The 19,376-nt window shown below is 65.1% G+C and carries 19 protein-coding genes; 11 read left to right on the top strand and 8 right to left on the bottom strand.

Features of this window, described 5'->3' with window-relative positions:
- Positions 1–8: 8 nt before the first annotated feature.
- The gene (locus AC0J5K_RS17155; RefSeq protein ID WP_048533557.1) at positions 9–899 is read left to right on the top strand and encodes a ParB/RepB/Spo0J family partition protein; all 891 of its coding nucleotides are present in this window, start codon (positions 9–11) and stop codon (positions 897–899) included.
- 3 nt (positions 900–902) lie between these two features.
- On the opposite strand, the gene hemW is transcribed toward AC0J5K_RS17155, so the two are convergent.
- Genes hemW through rph form a run of 3 tightly spaced genes read right to left on the bottom strand, consistent with a single transcriptional unit; the run spans position 903 to position 3,377 of the window.
- On the bottom strand, positions 903–2,093 hold the full coding sequence (gene hemW / locus AC0J5K_RS17150; protein WP_074836505.1) for a radical SAM family heme chaperone HemW: 1,191 nt from the start codon (positions 2,091–2,093) through the stop codon (positions 903–905).
- A complete protein-coding gene (gene rdgB / locus AC0J5K_RS17145) occupies positions 2,056–2,667 on the bottom strand; it encodes an RdgB/HAM1 family non-canonical purine NTP pyrophosphatase (RefSeq protein WP_048533555.1) in 612 nt (203 codons plus the stop codon). Before rdgB ends, hemW begins: the two co-directional genes overlap by 38 nt.
- On the bottom strand, positions 2,664–3,377 hold the full coding sequence (gene rph, locus AC0J5K_RS17140; RefSeq protein ID WP_048533554.1) for a ribonuclease PH: 714 nt from the start codon (positions 3,375–3,377) through the stop codon (positions 2,664–2,666). Before rph ends, rdgB begins: the two co-directional genes overlap by 4 nt.
- A gap of 105 nt (positions 3,378–3,482) precedes the next feature.
- Here rph and hrcA point away from each other — a divergent pair, with 105 nt between their 5' ends.
- Together hrcA and AC0J5K_RS17130 are read left to right on the top strand one after the other, a co-directional pair.
- Positions 3,483–4,547: a heat-inducible transcriptional repressor HrcA gene (gene hrcA / locus AC0J5K_RS17135; RefSeq protein ID WP_048533553.1), complete on the top strand. Its 1,065-nt coding sequence runs from the start codon at positions 3,483–3,485 to the stop codon at positions 4,545–4,547.
- Between the two features lie 9 nt (positions 4,548–4,556).
- Positions 4,557–5,117, top strand: a complete 561-nt coding sequence (locus AC0J5K_RS17130; RefSeq protein ID WP_048533552.1) for a nucleotide exchange factor GrpE — start codon at positions 4,557–4,559, stop codon at positions 5,115–5,117.
- Between the two features lie 78 nt (positions 5,118–5,195).
- On the opposite strand, the gene mutS is transcribed toward AC0J5K_RS17130, so the two are convergent.
- A complete protein-coding gene (gene mutS / locus AC0J5K_RS17125) occupies positions 5,196–7,835 on the bottom strand; it encodes a DNA mismatch repair protein MutS (RefSeq protein ID WP_274561931.1) in 2,640 nt (879 codons plus the stop codon).
- Positions 7,836–7,986: 151 nt separating this feature from the next.
- Between mutS and AC0J5K_RS17120 the strand changes: the two genes are divergently transcribed.
- Both AC0J5K_RS17120 and AC0J5K_RS17115 read left to right on the top strand, forming a co-directional pair.
- Positions 7,987–10,242 (top strand): NADP-dependent malic enzyme, encoded by a 2,256-nt coding sequence (locus AC0J5K_RS17120; protein WP_048533551.1) that lies wholly within the window; start codon positions 7,987–7,989, stop codon positions 10,240–10,242.
- Positions 10,243–10,318: 76 nt separating this feature from the next.
- Positions 10,319–11,191, top strand: coding sequence for a ribokinase (locus AC0J5K_RS17115; RefSeq protein WP_274561926.1), 873 nt, complete (start codon positions 10,319–10,321; stop codon positions 11,189–11,191).
- Here AC0J5K_RS17115 and msrA read toward each other — a convergent pair whose 3' ends face one another.
- Entirely contained in the window at positions 11,192–11,854 is a 663-nt protein-coding gene (msrA, locus tag AC0J5K_RS17110) for a peptide-methionine (S)-S-oxide reductase MsrA (RefSeq protein ID WP_074836503.1), read from the bottom strand.
- 208 nt (positions 11,855–12,062) lie between these two features.
- Between msrA and AC0J5K_RS17105 the strand changes: the two genes are divergently transcribed.
- Positions 12,063–12,479, top strand: a complete 417-nt coding sequence (locus AC0J5K_RS17105; protein ID WP_048533548.1) for a DUF7282 domain-containing protein — start codon at positions 12,063–12,065, stop codon at positions 12,477–12,479.
- 71 nt (positions 12,480–12,550) lie between these two features.
- On the opposite strand, the gene AC0J5K_RS17100 is transcribed toward AC0J5K_RS17105, so the two are convergent.
- Positions 12,551–13,771 carry an argininosuccinate synthase gene (locus AC0J5K_RS17100; RefSeq protein ID WP_074836502.1) on the bottom strand — a complete coding sequence of 407 codons (1,221 nt, stop codon included), beginning with the start codon at positions 13,769–13,771 and terminating at the stop codon, positions 12,551–12,553.
- 127 nt (positions 13,772–13,898) lie between these two features.
- On the opposite strand from AC0J5K_RS17100, the gene AC0J5K_RS17095 reads away from it, so the two are divergent.
- The 4 genes from AC0J5K_RS17095 (at position 13,899) to AC0J5K_RS17080 (ending at position 17,181) form a co-directional block, all read left to right on the top strand.
- Positions 13,899–14,642, top strand: a complete 744-nt coding sequence (locus tag AC0J5K_RS17095) for a hypothetical protein (RefSeq protein WP_274561918.1) — start codon at positions 13,899–13,901, stop codon at positions 14,640–14,642.
- Positions 14,643–14,763: 121 nt separating this feature from the next.
- A complete protein-coding gene (locus AC0J5K_RS17090; RefSeq protein ID WP_274561916.1) occupies positions 14,764–15,261 on the top strand; it encodes a flavin reductase family protein in 498 nt (165 codons plus the stop codon).
- On the top strand, positions 15,242–15,937 hold the full coding sequence (locus tag AC0J5K_RS17085) for a 4'-phosphopantetheinyl transferase family protein (RefSeq protein ID WP_274561914.1): 696 nt from the start codon (positions 15,242–15,244) through the stop codon (positions 15,935–15,937). Before AC0J5K_RS17090 ends, AC0J5K_RS17085 begins: the two co-directional genes overlap by 20 nt.
- Positions 15,934–17,181: a glycerate kinase type-2 family protein gene (locus AC0J5K_RS17080; protein ID WP_074836499.1), complete on the top strand. Its 1,248-nt coding sequence runs from the start codon at positions 15,934–15,936 to the stop codon at positions 17,179–17,181. The genes AC0J5K_RS17085 and AC0J5K_RS17080 overlap by 4 nt, the downstream gene beginning before the upstream one ends.
- Here the strand turns inward: AC0J5K_RS17080 and AC0J5K_RS17075 are convergent.
- Positions 17,178–17,504 (bottom strand): Hpt domain-containing protein, encoded by a 327-nt coding sequence (locus AC0J5K_RS17075; RefSeq protein ID WP_274561910.1) that lies wholly within the window; start codon positions 17,502–17,504, stop codon positions 17,178–17,180. The genes AC0J5K_RS17080 and AC0J5K_RS17075 overlap by 4 nt on opposite strands.
- Before the next feature lie 167 nt (positions 17,505–17,671).
- Between AC0J5K_RS17075 and AC0J5K_RS17070 the strand changes: the two genes are divergently transcribed.
- Entirely contained in the window at positions 17,672–18,919 is a 1,248-nt protein-coding gene (locus AC0J5K_RS17070) for a PP2C family protein-serine/threonine phosphatase (protein WP_274561908.1), read from the top strand.
- Here AC0J5K_RS17070 and AC0J5K_RS17065 read toward each other — a convergent pair.
- On the bottom strand, positions 18,916–19,371 hold the full coding sequence (locus AC0J5K_RS17065; RefSeq protein ID WP_048533540.1) for an NUDIX domain-containing protein: 456 nt from the start codon (positions 19,369–19,371) through the stop codon (positions 18,916–18,918). The two genes, AC0J5K_RS17070 and AC0J5K_RS17065, sit on opposite strands and share 4 nt — an antisense overlap.
- Positions 19,372–19,376: the final 5 nt, after the last annotated feature.

Here is a 19,376-nt window from a genome sequence, read left to right as displayed (position 1 = left end):
GAGAGCAGATGAAACAGGAAAAACGTCGCGGTCTGGGCCGCGGATTGTCGGCGTTGATGGCGGATGTCGAGCAGACGCCCGGCGAAACCGGCGAGGCGCCGCGCCGCGCCGACAGGATGATCCCGGTCGAGCGGATTTTCCCCAACCCCGATCAGCCGCGCCGCCAATTCACCCAGGACGCGCTTCAGGAGCTGGCGAATTCGATCGCGGAAAAGGGCGTGATCCAGCCGTTGATCGTCCGCCCGCAAGGCGAAGACCGCTATGAAATCGTTGCCGGCGAACGCCGCTGGCGCGCGTCGCAGATGGCGCAGCTGCACGAGATCCCGGTCATCATCCGCGATTTCACTGACACCGAAGTGCTCGAAGTCGCCATTATCGAGAACATTCAGCGCGCCGATCTCAACCCGGTGGAAGAGGCGATGGGCTTTCGCCAGCTGATGGACCGTTTCGGCCATACCCAGGAAAAGCTGGCCAAGGCGCTTGGCAAGAGCCGCAGCCACATCGCCAATCTGCTGCGCCTGCTGACGCTGCCCGACGAGGTGCGCGAAATGTTGCAGCAGGGCGAGCTCTCGGCCGGCCATGCCCGCGCGCTGGTAACCTGCGACGATCCGGTCGGGCTGGCAAAACGCGTGGTGGCCCAGGGTCTCTCGGTGCGCGAAACCGAAAAGGCGGCCAAGCAGGGCGACGCGCCCGAGCCGAAAGCGCCAACAACCGGGTTTCTTGCAGAGCCGAAAGGCAAGGATGCCGACACCCGGGCGCTCGAAGGCGATCTTTCGGCGCATCTCGGCCTCAAGGTCTCGGTCGAGCACAAACCGGGCAGCGAAGGCGGCAAACTGGTGCTGAATTACAGCTCGCTCGAGCAGCTCGACGATCTCTGCCGCAGACTGGCCGGCGAATAGCGCTCAGTCAAAGTCGCGGATCAGCTCGGAAATCACCGCATTGAGGATCGGTCGCCCCGCCGGGGTGACCGAAACCAGCGCGTCACGCCGCTCGATCATGCCAAGCTCTTGCAAATGGGCAAGCCGGGCCGCCGGAATCTCGGCGCCGGTGCGCGCTTTCAGGCGCGCCAGATCAAGCGGTTCTGATGTTCTCAGCCCCATCATGATGTATTCCAACACAATATCTGTGGTGTTCAGCGTACTGCGCATTTCCGCATCGCCCTGCGCCACGGCCGAGAGCCAGACGCCGGGATTGCGCCGCGCCTCGGTGGCAATCCGCGCGCCGTCGAGTGTCAGCCGCCCATGCGCGCCGGGCCCGATGCCGGCATAATCGCCGCCGCGCCAATAAATCAGGTTGTGCCGCGATTGCCGGTCTTCGCGGGCATGGTTCGACACCTCATAGGCCGGCAGGCCGGCGGCCTCGCAAATCTCTTGGGTGAGCGCATACATATCCGCCGAAAGCTCTTCCTGCGGTAGACCGCGCAGCTTGCCGGCCTTGAAACGATCGCCAAAGGCGGTGCCATCCTCGATCGTCAGCTGGTAGAGCGACAGGTGGTCGACGCCCATGTCGAGCGCCCGGCGCAATTCGCTGTCCCACTCGGCAAGGCTCTGATCCTGCCGGGCATAGATCAGGTCGAAACTCATCCGCTCGAAGGTCTCTTGCGCAATGGCAATTGCCGCTTCCGCCTGCGCCACGTCGTGCAGCCGCCCGAGCCGCCGCAGATCGGTGTCATTCAGCGCTTGCACGCCCAGCGAGACGCGATTGACCCCGGCGGCGCGATAGCCGCGAAAACGGCCGGCCTCGACCGACGAGGGGTTGGCCTCCAGGGTGATTTCCACGTCATTCGCCAGGGTCCAGCGCTGCGCCACGCGGTTCAGCACCGCCTCGACCGTCTCGACCTGCATCAGCGATGGCGTGCCGCCGCCGAAATAGACCGAGCGCAGCACGCGGCCCGGTGTCTGCGCGGCGATCCGGTCTATCTCGCTCAGATAGGCCTCGCGCCAGGCGTCATGGTCGATGCGCCGGGTAACATGGGAATTGAAGTCGCAATACGGGCATTTGGCCTCGCAGAACGGCCAGTGGACATAAAGCCCGAAGCCGCCGACCTGCCAGTCCTCAGTCAAAGCAGCCGGCCACGAGTTTGGCGAAGGCATCGGCGCGGTGCGAAATCCTGTTTTTCTCCCAGCGCGCCATTTCGCCAAAGGTGATGTCATAGCCATCTGGCACGAAGATCGGGTCATAGCCATGCCCCTGATCGCCGCGCATCGGCCAGACTACCTTGCCCGGCATCACCCCGGGGAACACTTCGTCATGGCCATCGGGCCAGGCCAGCACCAGGGTGCAGCAGAACTGCGCCAGCCGGGGGTGGGGGGCCTCTATCGCCTCGAGCTCCTCATGCGTGCGGCGCATCGCCATCTCGAAATCGCGGCCATTCGGGGTTTCGGCCCAATCGGCGGTATAGACGCCGGGGGCGTTGCCCAGTGCGGTGATCTCGATGCCGCTGTCATCGGCAAGGGCGGGCAGGCCGGTGGCCCTGGCCGCCGCATGCGCCTTGATCCGGGCATTGCCGACGAATGTGGTTTCGGTCTCCTCGGGCTCATCCAGCCCCAATGTCGCCGCGCCCACAACCTCGACGCCATACGGCGCGAGCAATGCCTGAATTTCTTCTAGCTTGCCCTGGTTGTGGGTCGCGATGACCAGCTTGTCGCCCGAGAATTTCCGGCTCATGCCACCGCCGCTTTCTGCGCCGCAGCAAGTTCCTCGACGCCTTTTTCGGCCAGGTCCATCAGCGCGTTCATCTGATCGCGGGAAAACACAGAGCCTTCGGCCGACATCTGCACTTCGATCAGCTGCTTGCTGCCGAGCATGATGAAGTTGCCATCGACGCCGGCTTCGCTGTCTTCGGGATAGTCGAGGTCGAGCACCGGCTGGCCGGCATAGATGCCACAGCTCACCGCGGCCACAGGATCGGTCAACGGATCCGAGACCACATCGCCGGTCTTCATCAGTTTGTTGACCGCCAGTTTCAGCGCCACCCAGCCGCCGGTGATCGAGGCGCAGCGGGTGCCGCCATCGGCCTGGATCACATCGCAGTCGACAGTGATCTGACGTTCCCCCAGCGCCACCCGGTCGACACCGGCGCGCAGGCTGCGGCCGATCAGCCGCTGGATTTCCACCGTGCGGCCGCCTTGCTTGCCGGCCGAGGCCTCGCGCCGCATGCGGGTGTTGGTGGCGCGCGGCAGCATGCCGTATTCCGCCGTCACCCAGCCCAGGCCCGAGCCTTTGATGAAGGGTGGCACCCGGTCCTCGATGGTGGCGGTGCAGAGCACATGGGTGTCGCCGATCCTGATCATGCAGGAGCCTTCTGCATGTTTCGTGACACCGGTTTCGATTGAAACGGCGCGCATTTCGCTTAAGTTCCGTCCAGACGGTCGCATGATCTTGTCCTTGCTGGTTTCTCCGCCGGGATACGGGCGGGCGGCCTGTTGCGCAACCCTGTCGTGGCGTGGTCCGATGGCAGGAAAGGAAGGGGTCAGAGCCCGATGAGCGACGGCTCGAGAATACTCGAAGAGATGAACGACCGCTCGCGCGAAGTGTTTCGCCGGGTGGTCGAAGGCTATCTGAGCACGGGCGAGCCGGTGGGCTCGCGCACGCTCACCCGCACCCTGTCACAAAAGGTCAGCGCCGCGACGGTGCGCAACGTGATGCAGGATCTGGAATATCTCGGCCTGCTCGACAGCCCGCATGTCAGCGCCGGGCGGATTCCCACCCAGCAGGGGCTGCGGATGTTCGTCGACGGGCTGCTCGAGGTCGACGAGCTGGCGATGGAAGATCGCGCCGCGCTCGATCAGACTTTGGGCGACAATGCCAGTGACGTGTCGAACCTGCTCGATCGGGTGGGATCGGCGCTCTCGGGGGTGACCCATGGCGCCTCGCTGGTGCTGACGCCGAAACACGAGGCGCCGATCCGCCATATCGAATTTGTCTCGCTGGCGCAGGACCGGGCGCTGGTGGTGCTGGTCTTTGCCGATGGTCACGTCGAAAACCGGATCTTCACTCCGCCGCCGGGCCAGACGCCGAGCTCGATGCGCGAGGCGGCGAATTTCCTCAATGCGCTGATCGAAGGCCGCACCCTCAGCGAGCTGCGCAGCGAGTTCACCAAGGAGATCAAGAAACGTCGCCAGGAAATCGACAGCCTGTCACAGGAACTGGTCGAAAGCGGACTGGCGATCTGGTCGGACGATGCGGCCGATTCCGCCCGGCTGATCGTGCGCGGGCGGTCGAATCTTCTGGGCGAGCAGGGGGCCGAGGAAGACCTGGAACGGATTCGCGTGCTGTTTGACGATCTCGAACGTAAGCGGGACATTGCCGAATTCCTCGAATTGACCGAAACCGGCGATGGTGTGCGGATTTTTATCGGCTCAGAGAACAAACTTTTCTCTCTTTCGGGTTCCTCTTTGGTGGTCTCTCCATATATGAACGCGGATCGAAAGATCATCGGTGCGGTCGGTGTGATCGGCCCCACGCGGCTGAACTACGGGCGCATCGTTCCGATCGTGGATTATACGGCACAGCTGGTCGGCAAGCTGATTTCCGACCGAAGTTAGAGGTGAAGAATGGCAGAGCCGGAGAAAGAATTCCTCGACGATATTGACGAGGCAGAAGCCGAAGAACTCGCAGGCGAGATGGAAGAGATGGACGACGCAGCGATCGAGCTGGACACGCTGCGCGCCGAGCGCGACGCGCTTCAGGACAAATTCATGCGCGCCCTGGCCGATGCCGAGAATTCGCGCAAGCGGGCGCAAAAGGAACGGCATGACGCCGAGCGGTATGGCGGCTCGCGTCTGGCCCGCGATCTGTTGCCGGTCTACGACAACATGAAGCGGGCGGTCGAGGCGACCCCGGAAGACCAGAAAGAGGTCGCCGCCGCGCTGATCGAGGGTGTCGAGCTGACCATGCGCGAGCTGGTGTCGGTGCTGAAGAAACACGGCATCGATCCGATCACGCCGCAGGTTGGCGACAAATTCGATCCGCAGCATCATGAGGCGATGTTCGAAGCCCCGGTGCCCGGCACCAAGGCCGGCGAGATCATCCAGGTTTCGGCCGACGGATTCATCATGCACGACCGTCTCTTGCGCCCGGCGCAGGTCGGGGTCTCGTCGAACACCGGCGGGTAAGTTTGAAAGCGCCGCCCCTCGGGGCGGCGTTTTTACGTTCCGGCCTTGATCTGGCGCGGCTCCCGAAAACGAGACCGCCTAGACCAAGCCCTTCAGCTCATAGATCACCTGCAATGCCTCGCGCGGGGACAGCTCGTCGGGATGCAACTCGCGCAGCCGCGCCTCCGCTTCCGATGGCTCGGCCGCAGCCACCGGCGCCGGCGCGGCCGCCATCGCCGAGAACAGCGGCAGATCGTCGATCACCGCCTTCTGCTTGCCGCCCTCACGCTCGCCTTGTTCCAGCGCATCGAGGATCTCGCGCGCGCGGCCGACAACCACCTTGGGCAGCCCCGCCAGTTGCGCCACCTGCACCCCATAAGACCGATCCGCCGCGCCTTTCTTGACCTCGTGCAGAAAGATCACCTCGTTCTGCCATTCCTTCACCGCGACGGTGGCATTCTCGACTCCGGCCATCCGTCCGGCAAGCGAGGTCATCTCGTGGTAATGCGTGGCAAAGAGGCCGCGGCAGCGGTTGACGTCATGCAGATGTTCCAGTGTTGCCCAGGCGATCGACAGCCCGTCATAGGTTGCCGTGCCGCGGCCGATCTCGTCGAGGATCACCAGCGCGCGGTCGTCGGCCTGGTTGAGAATGGCGGCGGTCTCGACCATTTCCACCATGAAGGTCGACCGACCGCGTGCCAGATCGTCCGAGGCGCCAACGCGGCTGAACAATTGCGACACCAGCCCGATATGCGCCTTTTCGGCGGGGACAAAGGCGCCCATCTGCGCCAGCACGGCGATCAGCGCATTCTGCCGCAGGAAGGTCGATTTACCCGCCATGTTCGGCCCGGTCAGAAGCCAGATCGCCGAGGCGCCATCGGCGTCGTTCAGATCGCAATCATTGGCGACAAAGGGATCGCCTTCGCGTTTCAGCGCCGTCTCGACAACCGGGTGCCGCCCGGTTTCCACGTGAAACATCCGGCTGTTGTCCACCACCGGCCGCGTCCAATCCTCCTGCGCCGCCAGTTCGGCCAGCGCGGTGGTGACATCCAGCTCGCTCAAGGCGCGGGCCAGATCGCCCAGCGGCCCGGCAGCGTCGAGAATGGCCCGGCGCAGCGCCGCGAACAGCCGTTTCTCGATCTCCAGCGCGCGGTTGCCGGCATTGAGGATGCGGGTTTCCAGCTCTGACAGGTCGACGGTGGTAAAGCGCACCTGGTTGGCGGTGGTCTGGCGGTGGATGAACCGCTCGGACAGCGCATGCATCTTGTCGGCATGGGTGGCGGTGCATTCGATGAAATAGCCCAGCACGTTGTTGTGCTTGATCTTCAGCGAGTTGATGCCGGTTTCGCTGACATACTCCTGCTGCATGCGGGCGATCACGCTGCGGCCCTCGTCGCGCAGGGTGCGAGCCTCGTCGAGCTCCTCGTCATGGCCCGGCGCGATGAATCCGCCATCGCGCGCCAGCAGCGGCGGTTCCGCCACCAGCGCCTGGTCGAGCAGGTCGAGCAGCGCGTCATGCCCCGAGAGCCGCGCCACCGCGTCGTGCAGCCGCGCTGGCAGCGCGGTATCGTCATGGCGCGCGCCGATTTCGGCGGCCTGTTCCAGCGCGTTGCGCACGGCAGTCAGATCGCGCGGGCCACCTCGGTCGAGCGACAGCCGCGACAGCGCCCGGTCGATGTCGGGAACCTTGCGCAGGGCCTCGCGCAGCGCAGAACGAAATTCCGTTTCGTCCAGTGAAAAACCCACCGCCTCGAGCCGCGCGTTGATCTCCGCCAGATCGCGCGACGGGCTGGACAACCGGCGCTCCAGCAGCCGCGCGCCGCCGGCGGTCACCGTGCGGTCGATACAGGCGAGCAGCGATCCGGCCCGCCCGCCGGAAAGTGCCGCGGTCAGTTCCAGATTGCGCCGGGTCGCGGCGTCGATCTGCATCACCCCGCCGCTGGCCTCTTTCTGCGGCGGGCGCAGCAGCGGCAGTTTGCCTTTCTGAGTGATCTTCAGATAGTCGACCAGCGCGCCCATTGCCGAAAGCTCGGCCCGTTCGAACGTCCCGAAAGCATCGAGCGAGGCCACGCCAAAGACCTCGGCCACCCGGTCCGCTGCCAGTGAGCTGTCGAAGGAGCCGCGCCCCAGCGCGGTCAGCGCCGCGCCGGCGTCGGCCACCACATTCGCCAGCTCGATCTCCTGTGCTTCGGACACCAGCACTTCGGACGGGGCGAGTCGCGCCAGCTCCGGCCCCAGGCGTACCTGCGGCAACGCCATCACGTGAAACGCCCCGGTCGAGATATCCACCCAGGCCAGCGCCGCCGCGTCGCGCACCAGCGCATAGGCGGCGAGGAAATTGTGCCGCCGCGCCTCGAGCAGGCTCTCTTCGGTCAGCGTGCCGGGGGTGACAAGCCGCACCACGTCGCGTTTCACAACCGATTTCGCGCCGCGTTTCTTGGCCTCGGCCGGGCTCTCCATCTGTTCGCAGACCGCGACGCGAAAGCCCTTGCGGATCAGCGTCAGCAGATAACCCTCGGCGGCATGCACCGGCACGCCGCACATCGGGATGTCACCGCCATCATGCTTGCCGCGCTTGGTCAGCGCGATGTCGAGCGCCTCGGCCGCCGCCTTGGCATCGTCAAAGAACAGCTCGTAGAAATCTCCCATCCGGTAAAACAGAAGTGCATCTTCATAACCGGATTTGATCTCGAGATACTGCGCCATCATCGGCGTCACGGTGGATTTGCCGCTGCTCATTCTGCCCCCTTCGGTGTTGCCGCAGACCATAAACTTCCGCGATTGTCGGGAAAAGCCGAAAGGCCCCTTCGGGAATTGCGGCAAAGCTTGCGCTTTGCTTCGCTTCGGGGCTTGGTTACAACCCGCCAGACGGAAACAGGGAGGCCAGTGAATGCCCAAAGCCAAGATCACCCGCGAAGAGGCCCTTGCCTTCCATCTCGAGCCCGCACCGGGCAAATTCGAGATCACCCCCTCGGTGCCGATGACCACCCAGCGCGACCTGTCGCTGGCCTATTCGCCCGGCGTCGCCGTGCCCTGCGAGGAAATCGCCGCCAAGCCGGAAACCGCCTATGACTACACCAACAAGGGCAACCTGGTGGCGGTGATCTCGAACGGCACCGCGGTTCTGGGGCTGGGCAACCTTGGCGCGCTGGGCTCGAAACCGGTGATGGAAGGCAAGGCGGTGCTCTTCAAACGCTTCGCCGACGTCAATTCGATCGATATCGAGCTGGATACCGAAGACCCCGACGCCTTCTGCAACGCGGTGCGGCTGATGGGGCCGACCTTTGGCGGCATCAACCTCGAGGACATCAAGGCACCCGAGTGTTTCATCATCGAGCAGCGGCTCAAGGAAGAGATGGACATCCCGGTCTTTCACGACGACCAGCACGGCACCGCGGTGATCTGTGCCGCCGGGCTGATCAACGCGCTGCATCTGTCGGGCAAGAAGATCGAGGACTGCCGTATCGTGCTGAACGGCGCCGGGGCGGCGGGGATCGCCTGTCTCGAACTGGTGAAATCCATGGGCGCGCAGCAGGACAACTGCATCATGTGCGACACCAAGGGAGTGATCTACCAGGGCCGCACCGAGGGCATGAACCAGTGGAAATCAGCGCATGCCGCCAACACCGATCTGCGCACGCTGGAAGAGGCGATGAAGGGGGCGGATGTCTTCCTTGGCGTGTCGGCCAAGGGCGCGGTGACCCAGGAGATGGTGATGAGCATGGCCGAGGATCCGGTGATCTTTGCCATGGCCAACCCCGATCCCGAAATCACGCCGGAAGAGGCGCATGAGGTGCGCGCGGACGCCATCGTCGCCACCGGCCGCTCGGATTACCCGAACCAGGTCAACAACGTGCTGGGCTTTCCCTATCTCTTTCGCGGCGCGCTTGACGTGCATGCGCGCGCGATCAACGACGAGATGAAGATCGCCTGCGCCGAGGCGCTGGCGGAGCTGGCGCGCGAGGATGTGCCCGACGAGGTGGCGCTGGCCTATGGCAAGAACCTGACCTTCGGGCGCGATTACATCATCCCGACGCCGTTCGACCCGCGTCTGATCCACCGCATTCCGCCCGCCGTCGCCAAGGCCGGCATGGACACCGGCGCGGCGCGGCGGCCGATTGTCGACATGGAAGCCTATGAGCTGTCGCTGAAATCGCGGCTCGATCCGACCGCCTCGATCCTGCGCGGCATCAATGCGCGTGCGCGCGCCAATCAGGCGCGGATGATCTTTGCCGAAGGCGACGATCCCCGGGTGCTGCGCGCCGCGGTGATGTATCAGCGCAACGGGCTGGGCAAGGCGCTGGTGGTCGGCCGTGACGACGATGTAAGGGCCAAGCTTCAGGCCGCTGGCATGGGCGATGCGGCCCGCGAGCTGGAAATCGTCAACGCTGCCAATACCCGCTATCTCGAGACCTACAAGGATTTCCTGTACAGCCGCCTGCAACGCAAGGGCCACGACGAGAAGGATATCCACCGGCTCGCCGCGCGCGACCGGCATGTCTTTGCCGCGCTGATGCTGGCGCATGGCCATGGCGACGGGCTGATCACCGGCGCGACGCGCAAATCGGCGCATGTGCTGGAGCGGATGAACTACGTCTTCGACGCCGATGCCGAGCATGGCGCCGTCGGCGTGACGGCGCTGTTGCACAAGGGACGGATCGTGCTGATCGGCGATACGCTGGTACAGGAATGGCCCGACGAAGAGGATCTCGCCACCATCGCCGAACGCTCGGCCGATGTGGCGCGGCATCTGGGGCTGGAACCCCGGGTCGCCTTTGTCAGCTTTTCGACCTTTGGCTACCCGGTGTCGGAACGGGCGACCAAGATGCTGCTCGCGCCCAAGGTGCTGGACCGGCGCGGCGTGAGCTTTGAATACGAAGGCGAAATGACCGTCGACGTGGCGCTGAACGCCCAGGCGCAAAAGGCCTATCCGTTCTCGCGGCTGACCGGTCCGGCCAATATCCTCGTGGTGCCGGCGCGGCATTCGGCCTCGATCTCGACCAAGCTGATGCAGGAAATGGCAGGCGCCACGGTGATCGGGCCGATCCTCGCCGGCGTCGACAAGTCGATCCAGATATGTTCGTCTGTCTCGACCGCCAATGACATCCTGAACATGGCGATACTGGCCGCCTGCAAGGTGGGGTGAGCGGGCATACGGAAACCCTCCGGTGGAGGGTTTCGCCCGTGACCGGGCGCAGCAGGCAAGGTGAAAGGGGAGCGGCGTGACCATCTTCAACCTCGGCTCGATCAATGCCGATCTCTTCTATCACCTGCCGCATCTGCCGGCGCCGGGCGAGACCCTGGCCTCGACCGAATTTCGCCGCGGGCTGGGCGGCAAGGGTGCCAACATGTCAGTGGCGGCGGCGCGGGCGGCCGGACATGTGGTGCATATCGGCGCGGTCGGCGCCGATGGGCGCTGGGCGGTCGAGCGCCTGTTGGAATATGGCGTCGACACCCGCCATATCGCCGAGCTGGGGGACACCACCGGCCATGCGATCATCCTGATCGACGCGGCGGGCGAAAACCAGATCGTGCTTTACCCCGGTGCCAATGTCGCGCTGGGGCAGGGGCAGGTGACGGCGGCGCTGGCCGGGGCGACCCCGTCGGACAGCCTGATGTTCCAGAACGAAACCAACCTTCAGAGCTTTGCCGCCGGCCTCGGACAGCAGAAAGGCATGCGTGTGGTCTATGCCGCGGCGCCTTTCGATGCCGAAGCGGTGCACGGCGTGATCGACCGGATCGATCTCCTTGTGCTCAATCAGGTCGAGGCGGCGCAGCTGGAGGCAGCGTTGGGGCGGGGGCTGGGCGATCTCGGGATTTCCGATATCGTGGTCACCCTCGGGGCCGAGGGCTGTCGGCATCTGGAGCGCCAGAGCGGCAGCGACCGGCATTATCCCGGGATCAAGGTCGCGGCGGTCGATACCACCGGGGCCGGCGACACCTTTACCGGCTATCTTGTGGCCGGGCTCGACCGGGGCATGCCGATGGACCAGGCAATCGGCCGGGCCCAGCGCGCCGGGGCGCTGATGGTGACCCGGCAGGGCACGGCGGATGTCATCCCCGATCTCAGGGATCTGGAAGACTTCCGCCCCTGATCAACCGCCGACAAAAGGCGCGTCTTCGCCCCAGAGCGCGCGCACGCGATCATCGCGGCCACAGGCCTCGCGGTAACGCTTGTAGGCATCGGCCCGCGAGATATAGCCGAAGCGGGTGAGCGTGGATTTGCTCGATTTGTAGTAATTCTGGTGAAAGTCTTCGGCCAGATAGAAGGGTTTGGCGTCGAGCACCGGGGTCACGATCTCCTGTCCAAGCGCTGCCTGCGCCTCGGCCTTGGCGCGGCTGGCTTCGGCTCTGGCCTGGGCATTTTCGACAAAGACGGCGGTGCGGTAGCTGTTGCCCCGGTCACAGAACTGGCCGCCCGCGTCGGTCGGGTCGATCGAGCGGAAGAACAGGCCGAGCAGCTGCGCGCGGCTGACCTGATCGGGATCATAGCGGATCTGCACCGCCTCGTAATGGCCGGTGCCGCCGCGGGTCACCTGTTTGTAGCTGGGGTTTTCCACGTTGCCGCCGGTATAGCCGCTGACCACCTCTGCCACGCCTCTGACCTTTTCGAAATCAGCCTCGACGCACCAGAAACAGCCGCCGGCGACCGTCAGTACCTCGGTCTCCGCGGCGCGGGCCTTTCCGGAATGCACGATCAGTCCGAGGGCGATCAGGGCTGCCAGCAGCGCTGGCTTGAGCGATGAGAAACGGGACATGGGTGATACCTCCTGCGCCAAGCCTGTTGCAAAAGCGGCACGTCAGGCAAGCCGCCACCGCCCCCTGTCACGCAGAGGTGAGACGGTGTGACCGACCGCATTCGCCAAACATTCCCAGACAACATGAAACTATTGCCGGACCGGCCACGTAGCTGTGAACGCCGGACGCGATCCGGACGTGAAAACAGATTTCCAAGGAGACTTGACGATGACCCGTTTTACACTGAGCCTTGCCGCCGCCACCCTGTCCGCCACCGCTGCCTTTGCCGGCGGTCACGGCATGACCCCCGCCGTCGAGGCGGTTGATCAGGACCTTTCCAATGGCGTCGTGTCGGCCGACAAGGTCACTGCGTCCGAGAACGGCTGGCTGGTGGTGCACCGCACCGACACCGACATGAAGCCGGGCCCGGTTGTCGCTTATGCGCCGATCCGCATGGGGGAAACCATGGATGTCGCCGCCATTCTGCAAGAAGACGTGGCCTCGGGCGACATGCTGATGCTGATGGTTCACAGCGAAGCCGGCGGGATGGAAACCGGCGTTTTCGAATACACGCTCGGCGCCAAGGAAGACGGCCCGATCCGCGTGGATGACAAGCTCGTGATGGGAACCATTACCGCACAGTAGAGTTGGCTTGGCACGCTCGGCAGGGACCGTGAGCCCTGCCGAAGCGTTTTAACGAGTAAGGTGCGGGGCCGTCAGCCCTTCAATCGGCGGTCCCGTGCTGCAAGAAGCTTCAGCCGCAGCGCATTGAGCTGGATGAAGCCCGCCGCATCCTTCTGGTCATAGGCGCCGGCGTCGTCCTCGAAGGTGACATGCGCCTCGGAATAAAGCGAATGATCCGACCAGCGGCCGACGGTGCGCGCCATGCCCTTGAACAGCATCACCCTGACCGTGCCCGAGACATGCTCCTGGCTCTTGTCGATCAGCGCTTGCAGCATCTCGCGCTCGGGCGAGAACCAGAACCCGTTGTAGATCAACTCGGCATAGCGCGGCATGATCGAATCCTTGAGGTGACCAGCGCCGGAATCCAGCGTGATCTGTTCGATGCCGCGGTGCGCCTCGAGCAGGATGGTGCCGCCGGGGGTCTCGTAGATGCCGCGCGACTTCATGCCGACAAAGCGGTTCTCGACGAAATCCAGACGGCCGATGCCATGTTTGCGGCCGTATTCGTTCAGCTCGGTCAGGATCGTTGCCGGGCTCTTGGCGGTGCCGTTGATCGCCACGGCGTCACCTTTTTCAAAGGTGATCTCGATGTATTCCGGCTGGTCCGGCCCGCCGACGGGATCGTCGGTGCGTTGATAGACATAATCCGGTGCCATTTCGGCGGGGTCTTCCAGCACCTTGCCCTCGGACGAGGTGTGCAGCAGGTTGGCATCGACCGAAAACGGCGCTTCGCCGCGCTTGTCCTTGGCGACCGGGATCTGATGCGCCTCGGCAAACTCCAGCAGACGGGTGCGCGAGGTCAGATCCCATTCGCGCCAGGGCGCGATTACCTTGATATCGGGGTTGAGCGCATAGCAGGCCAGCTCGAAGCGCACCTGATCATTGCCCTTGCCGGTGGCGCCATGGGCCACGGCATCGGCGCCGGTGGCTTCGGCGATCTCGACCAGACGCTTGGAGATCAGCGGCCGGGCGATCGAGGTGCCGAGCAGGTAGAGCCCTTCGTAAACCGCATTGGCGCGGAACATCGGAAACACGAAGTCGGACACGAATTCCTCGCGCAGATCCTCGATGTGGATCTCCTTGACGCCCATCATCTCGGCCTTCTTGCGCGCCGGTTCGAGCTCTTCGCCCTGGCCCAGATCGGCGGTGAAGGTCACGACCTCACAGCCATACTCGGTTTCAAGCCATTTCAGGATGATCGAGGTATCGAGGCCACCGGAATAGGCCAGGACAACTTTCTTGGGCGCGGACATGGGCGTTTCCTTCTTGAAAGACGCAAGCGCGATACCGGGTTTTCGGGCGCGGGGCAAGGTGGCGGCGTTGACCTTGGTCCGGCTTACGCCCAATGTGCGCCCGAAACCGGTGTCCGAGGAGCGACAGATGAAAGCCTGGTCGATGTTCGTCCATTCCCTGCGGCTTGTGATCAACAATCTCGATGTGGCGCTCAGGGTCTCGCTGGTGCTTTATTCGGTGCAGGCGATCTCGCAGATCTACACCTTTTCGGCCAATAGCGGCGAAATGGTGCAGGGCCCCGACGGGATCCCCTATCCCGACATTTCCGCCGGCGAAGGGTTTGTCATGTTGCTGCTGGGCATTGCCGCGCTTCTGGCGTCGCTCTGGATCGCGGTGGCCTGGCATCGCTATGTGCTTCTGGGCGAAGAGCCGGCGGGCTGGCTTCCGAACTGGCCCGGCGCGGCGATCCCCGGCTATCTCTGGCGCTCGGTGCTCCTGGGGTTGGTGGTGGCGCTGGCGGCGGTGCCGGTGGGCGCGATCAGCGCGGTGATCCTGCCACCGGTGCTGATGCTGGCGGTCACCGTGGGGGTGGCCTCTTTCGTGTTCTTCCGCCTTTCGCCGATCCTGCCGGCCATCGCGCTGGGCAACAGCCTGGGCTTTCGCGAAGCCTGGGAGGCGACGCGTGGCGAGGCCGGCACCATCGTCGGGCTGGCCGGGCTGATGATCCTCGGCTCGCTGGCGTTGCAGATCCCGACGATGCTGTCCGGCGACCCGAATTCGCCGCTCAGCCTGGTCTATTCCATCGTCGTCGGCTGGTTTGCCACGATGATCGGGATCTCGCTCTTGACTACGGTCTATGGCCATTGCGTCGAGGGGCGCGGCGTCGACTAGGCTTGCCTCGCGGCGTATTCGCCCCATTTTCGCCCGGTATTCACGGTATATGGCGGAGCATGCTTTACCGCGGAGCCCGTGAATGCGAAGAGCCTATGAAAGCCCTGTCTGGACCATGCCCATGCTGACACCCATCCCGTTCCGGCCCGATGAGGCGCACCGGCGGCTCTACCGCAGCGCGCTGGGCCAGTTCGCGACAGGGGTCACCGTCATCACCACGATGACCGACGACGGCCCCACCGGGATGACGGTGAATTCCTTCACCTCGGTGTCGCTCGATCCGCCGCTGGTGCTCTGGTGCCTGGCCGACAATTCGCAGCGCTATGACGTGTTCAGCGGCGCCAGAACCTATGCGATCAACGTACTGCATTCCGGGCAATACGAACTGGCGATGGTGTTTGCCAAGGATGGCGGCCATTTCACCGAGGCCAATTCCTTTGCCGGGGCGCTGGGCGCACCGGTGCTGCGCGATGCGCTGGCGGTGTTCGAATGCCGGCTCGAACAGACGGTGGCGGTGGGCGATCATTCGGTGATCGTCGGCCGGGTCGACCAGCTGAGCTATCGCGAGGGCGATCCGCTGATCTTTCAGGGCGGGCATTTTGGCACCTTTTCCGGATAAGCTGCCGGTTTTCCTCTCCGAGCCCGAGCTGTGGCCGCAGGGCGCCGGGCGCTGCCTGCTGTTCGCGCAATACGACATCGCCCGTTATCGCGACAGCGATTATGCCGTTGCCGGGCTGGCCCTGCCCGATTTCCTGTCGCGTGCCGTGCCGAAGCGGCGGGCCGAATTCCTCGCGGGGCGGGCGCTGGCGGGGCAGGCGCTGGCGCGGTTGGGGGCGACCGGTGCGGTAGGCCGCGATTCCCATGGTGCGCCGGTCTGGCCCCGGGGCATTCAGGGCTCGATTTCGCACAGTCACGGCATGGTCGGCGTCTGGCTGGGGCAGGGGGCGGCGACCCTTGGTCTTGATCTCGAGGCGCTGGCCGATCCACGCGCCGTGCGCGCGATCTGTCATTCGGTGCTGACGCCGGGCGACAGGGTGCATCTGGGAGCGACGCCGGATGCCGCCGGTGCCACCGCAGTGTTTTCCGCCAAGGAGGCGCTCTACAAGGCGCTGTTTCCGCGCGTCGGGCGGTTTTTCGGCTTCGATCACGCCGAAATCGCCGAAATTCGACCGGATGGACTGGCCTTGCGCCTGACAAAACCCCTATCAACGGGCTGGCCGGCAGGCTGCGTTTTCGAGATTGCGCAGCACTGGCGGGCCGGCACTGTTATCAGCCAATGCGAGATTGCTTCATGACGTCCGATTTGCGCCAATGCGCCCTGCACCTGTTCGACAAGGCGGTCGAGGCCGCCGATCCGGCGATTGCCCTGCGCCGCGCCCTGGCCGCGCATCCGCTGCCGCAACCGGACGGGCAGCTGCATGTCATCGCCATCGGCAAGGCCGCCCCGGCGATGCTGCGCGAGGCGCTGGCGCATCTGGATGGCGCGGTTCCCGCGCTGGCGATCACGCATTACGAAAACGACATGGACGTGCCCGGGGCCGAGGTGATCCGCGCCGCGCATCCGGTGCCAGATGCCGCCGGACTGAGGGCCGGACAAGAGCTTATCTCGCGGTTGTCGTCGCTGGGGCCACAGGATGCCGTGGCTGTGCTGGTCTCTGGTGGCGGGTCGGCGCTGGTGCCCGCCCCGGTCGAGGGCGTGACGCTGGAAGACAAGGCCGAGGTCAACCGCCTGTTGCTGGGCGCCGGGCTCGATATCGTGCGGATGAACCTGGTGCGGCAGCAATTGTCCCGGCTCAAGGGGGGCGGATTGTCGCGCCAGGCCGCGCCGGCGCCGGTGACCGCCTATATCCTGTCGGATGTGATCGGCGACGATCTGCGCGCCATTGCCTCGGGCCCCACCGTCGGCCCGATCGGCACCCGTGCCGAAGCCAGGGCGGTGCTGCAAGAGGCCGGCGTCTGGGAGGCCTGCCCGGCCTCGGTGCGGGCACATCTTTCGGCCGAGGCCCCGACGCCGGAGACGCCGGCGGCGCAAAACCATCTGATCGGTTCGAACCGCAAGAGCCTCGAGGCGATGCTTGCGGCGGCCGAGGGGGGAACGGCGCGGATCGTGTCGGACGCGCTCGAAGGCGATGTGGACGATGCCGCCCAGCAGGTGCTGCGCGCCGCGGCGGCTGCTCCGAAAGGCACGCCGCAGGCGCTGATCTTTGGCGGCGAGACCACGGTCACCCTGCGCGGCGACGGACGTGGCGGCCGCAACCAGGAGCTGGCGCTGCGGGTCGCGCTCTCGGCGGGGAATTTCGATCTGCCGGCCAATTGGCTGTTTCTCTCCGGCGGCACCGACGGGCGCGACGGCCCGACCGATGCCGCCGGCGGTATTGTCGGCCCCGGCACCGCTGCGGCGATCGGCGCCGAGGCGCAGGCGCTGCTGGCCAACAACGACAGCTTCGAGGCGTTGCGCCGGGCCGATGCCCTGCTGATGACCGGGGCGACCGGCACCAACGTGGCCGATGTCCAGGTCTTTCTGATCGGCGCCGACTAACCGGCGCGGCGGGTGGTCAGCCCGCTGGCGAATTCGCTGCGCGCACGGGCATAGGCGTCGCGGATAGCGGCGACGTCCACCCGCCCGCCCTGGCCGGCATTCGCCGCGGTTTCGCCCGCTTGGCACAGCGCCGCAAAGGCCGCGAACCCGAGGTTCAGCGCGCTGCCCTTGAGGAAATGCAGCTGCGCCTCGAGATCGGCCGTTTCGGGGGCAAGCGTGCCGATCACGCCGTCGACCTCGTCGAGGAACAGCTCGACCACTTCGGCAAAATCCTCTTCTCCCACTTCCTCGCGGAGCTCGGAGACCCGGGACCAGTCAATCATTATACACTTCTCCTGGTTACTGGTCAGGGTTCTACGCGCACGAGGCTAAGATTTGGTTGCCGAATCCGCGCGGATTTTCGGAAATTTCCGGCCTTCATTCCGGGTTAAGGCCGACAGGTCATACCGGGGGAAAGGAACACGCAGGACGGAATCAGCGACCATTGGATTTGGCAGCCAGACATACCCTTTCGGCCGGGGTCAGCGCCCGGCGCCCGCGCATTCTGGTTGTCGATGACAGCAAGATGCAGCGCAAGATCCTCTCGGCTTCGTTGCTTCGGCAGGGCTATATCGTCGATGTGGCCGCCGGAGGGCAGGAGGCGCTGGCGCTGTGCGAGGCCAATCCGCCCGATCTGGTGCTCAGCGACTGGATGATGCCGGGCATGGACGGGCTGGAATTCTGCAAGCGGTTCCGCGCGATGGAGCGGGACGGCTATGGCTATTTCATCCTGCTCACGTCTAAGAGCGAGAAAGGCGCGGTGGCGCGCGGGCTCGACAATGGCGCCGATGATTTCCTGACGAAACCGGTCTATGTCGACGAGCTGCGCGCCCGGATCACCGCCGGCGAGCGCATTCTCGAGATGCAGCGCCAGCTGAGCGAGCAGAACCGGGTGATCTCGCGCACGCTGACCGAATTGCAGGGGCTTTACGATGCGCTCGACAATGATCTGATCGAGGCCAAGAAGCTTCAGCAATCGCTGGTGCGCGACCGGTATCGCCGGTTCGGCAATGCCGATCTGTCGCTGCTGCTGCGGCCTTCGGGCCATGTCGGCGGCGATCTGGTGGGGTTCTTCCCGGTCGGCAAGACGCGGCTGGGCATCTATGCGATCGACGTTTCGGGCCATGGCATTTCCTCGGCGCTGATGACGGCCCGGCTGGCCGGCTATCTCTCGGCCACGACCCCGGATCAGAACGTCGCTCTGTATGAGACCGAGGAGGGCGCCTATGCGATGCATCCGCCCGACCAGGTGATCGGGCGGCTCAACCGACTGGTGCTCGAGGAGATGGAGACCGAGCATTACTTCACCATGTTGCTGGCCGATGTCGATCTTGCCTCGGGACGGGTGCGGTTGGCCCAGGCCGGGCATCCGCATCCGCTGGTGCAACGGGCCGACAACAGGATCGAGCTGATCGGTGCTGGCGGCCTGCCGGTCGGGCTGATCGAAGACGCGGCGTTTGACCGGTTCGAGATCGATCTGAACAAGGGCGACCGGCTGCTGCTGTATTCCGACGGCATCACCGAATGCCCCGACGCCGGCGGCGGGTTCTTCGAGGAGGAGGGGCTGATCCGGCTGGCCGGCGATCTGCACCACCTGCCGGGGCGCGAGTTTCTCGAGGCGATGGTCTGGACCCTGGCGGAAAGCACCGGCAGCGAGGATTTCCCGGACGATATCTCTGCCGCCCTGCTGGAGTTCTAGCCCAACAGGCCCGGCGTCGCTCTGACACGGCGGAGCGCGGCGCGGTCCACCGGGTTCGACAGCCAGTGCCCGGCGTCGGCCATCGGCACGACCCGCACCCTGTGACCGGCTTCCTCGGGTGGGCCCAGGCGATGCACCGGGCGGGCAAGGTAGATGGTGCAGAGCTTTTCGGCCCAGAGGTCGTATTCCGACATGAAGACAAATCGCCGCCAGGCCCCGATCCGGCGCGGCGCGGCGATCTTCCAGCCGGTTTCCTCGCGCACTTCGCGATGCAGCGCCGCGACCGGCGCCTCGCCGGGATCGATGCCGCCGCCGGGCAGTTGCAGCGGCTCGTCCGATCCGCTCTGCCAGGTCAGAAGCAGCCGGTTCCCGATCGGCAGCAGCGCATAGACCCCGGGGCGCAGCCGGTGGCGCTTGTCCCGGGCTGGTGCGGTGCCGACGCGGCGGATCATGGCAT

Source organism: Marinovum sp. E3, from assembly GCF_055755275.1.
Note: the sequence above shows the minus strand (reverse complement) of the source record. Positions and strands in the feature narration are given on the sequence as shown.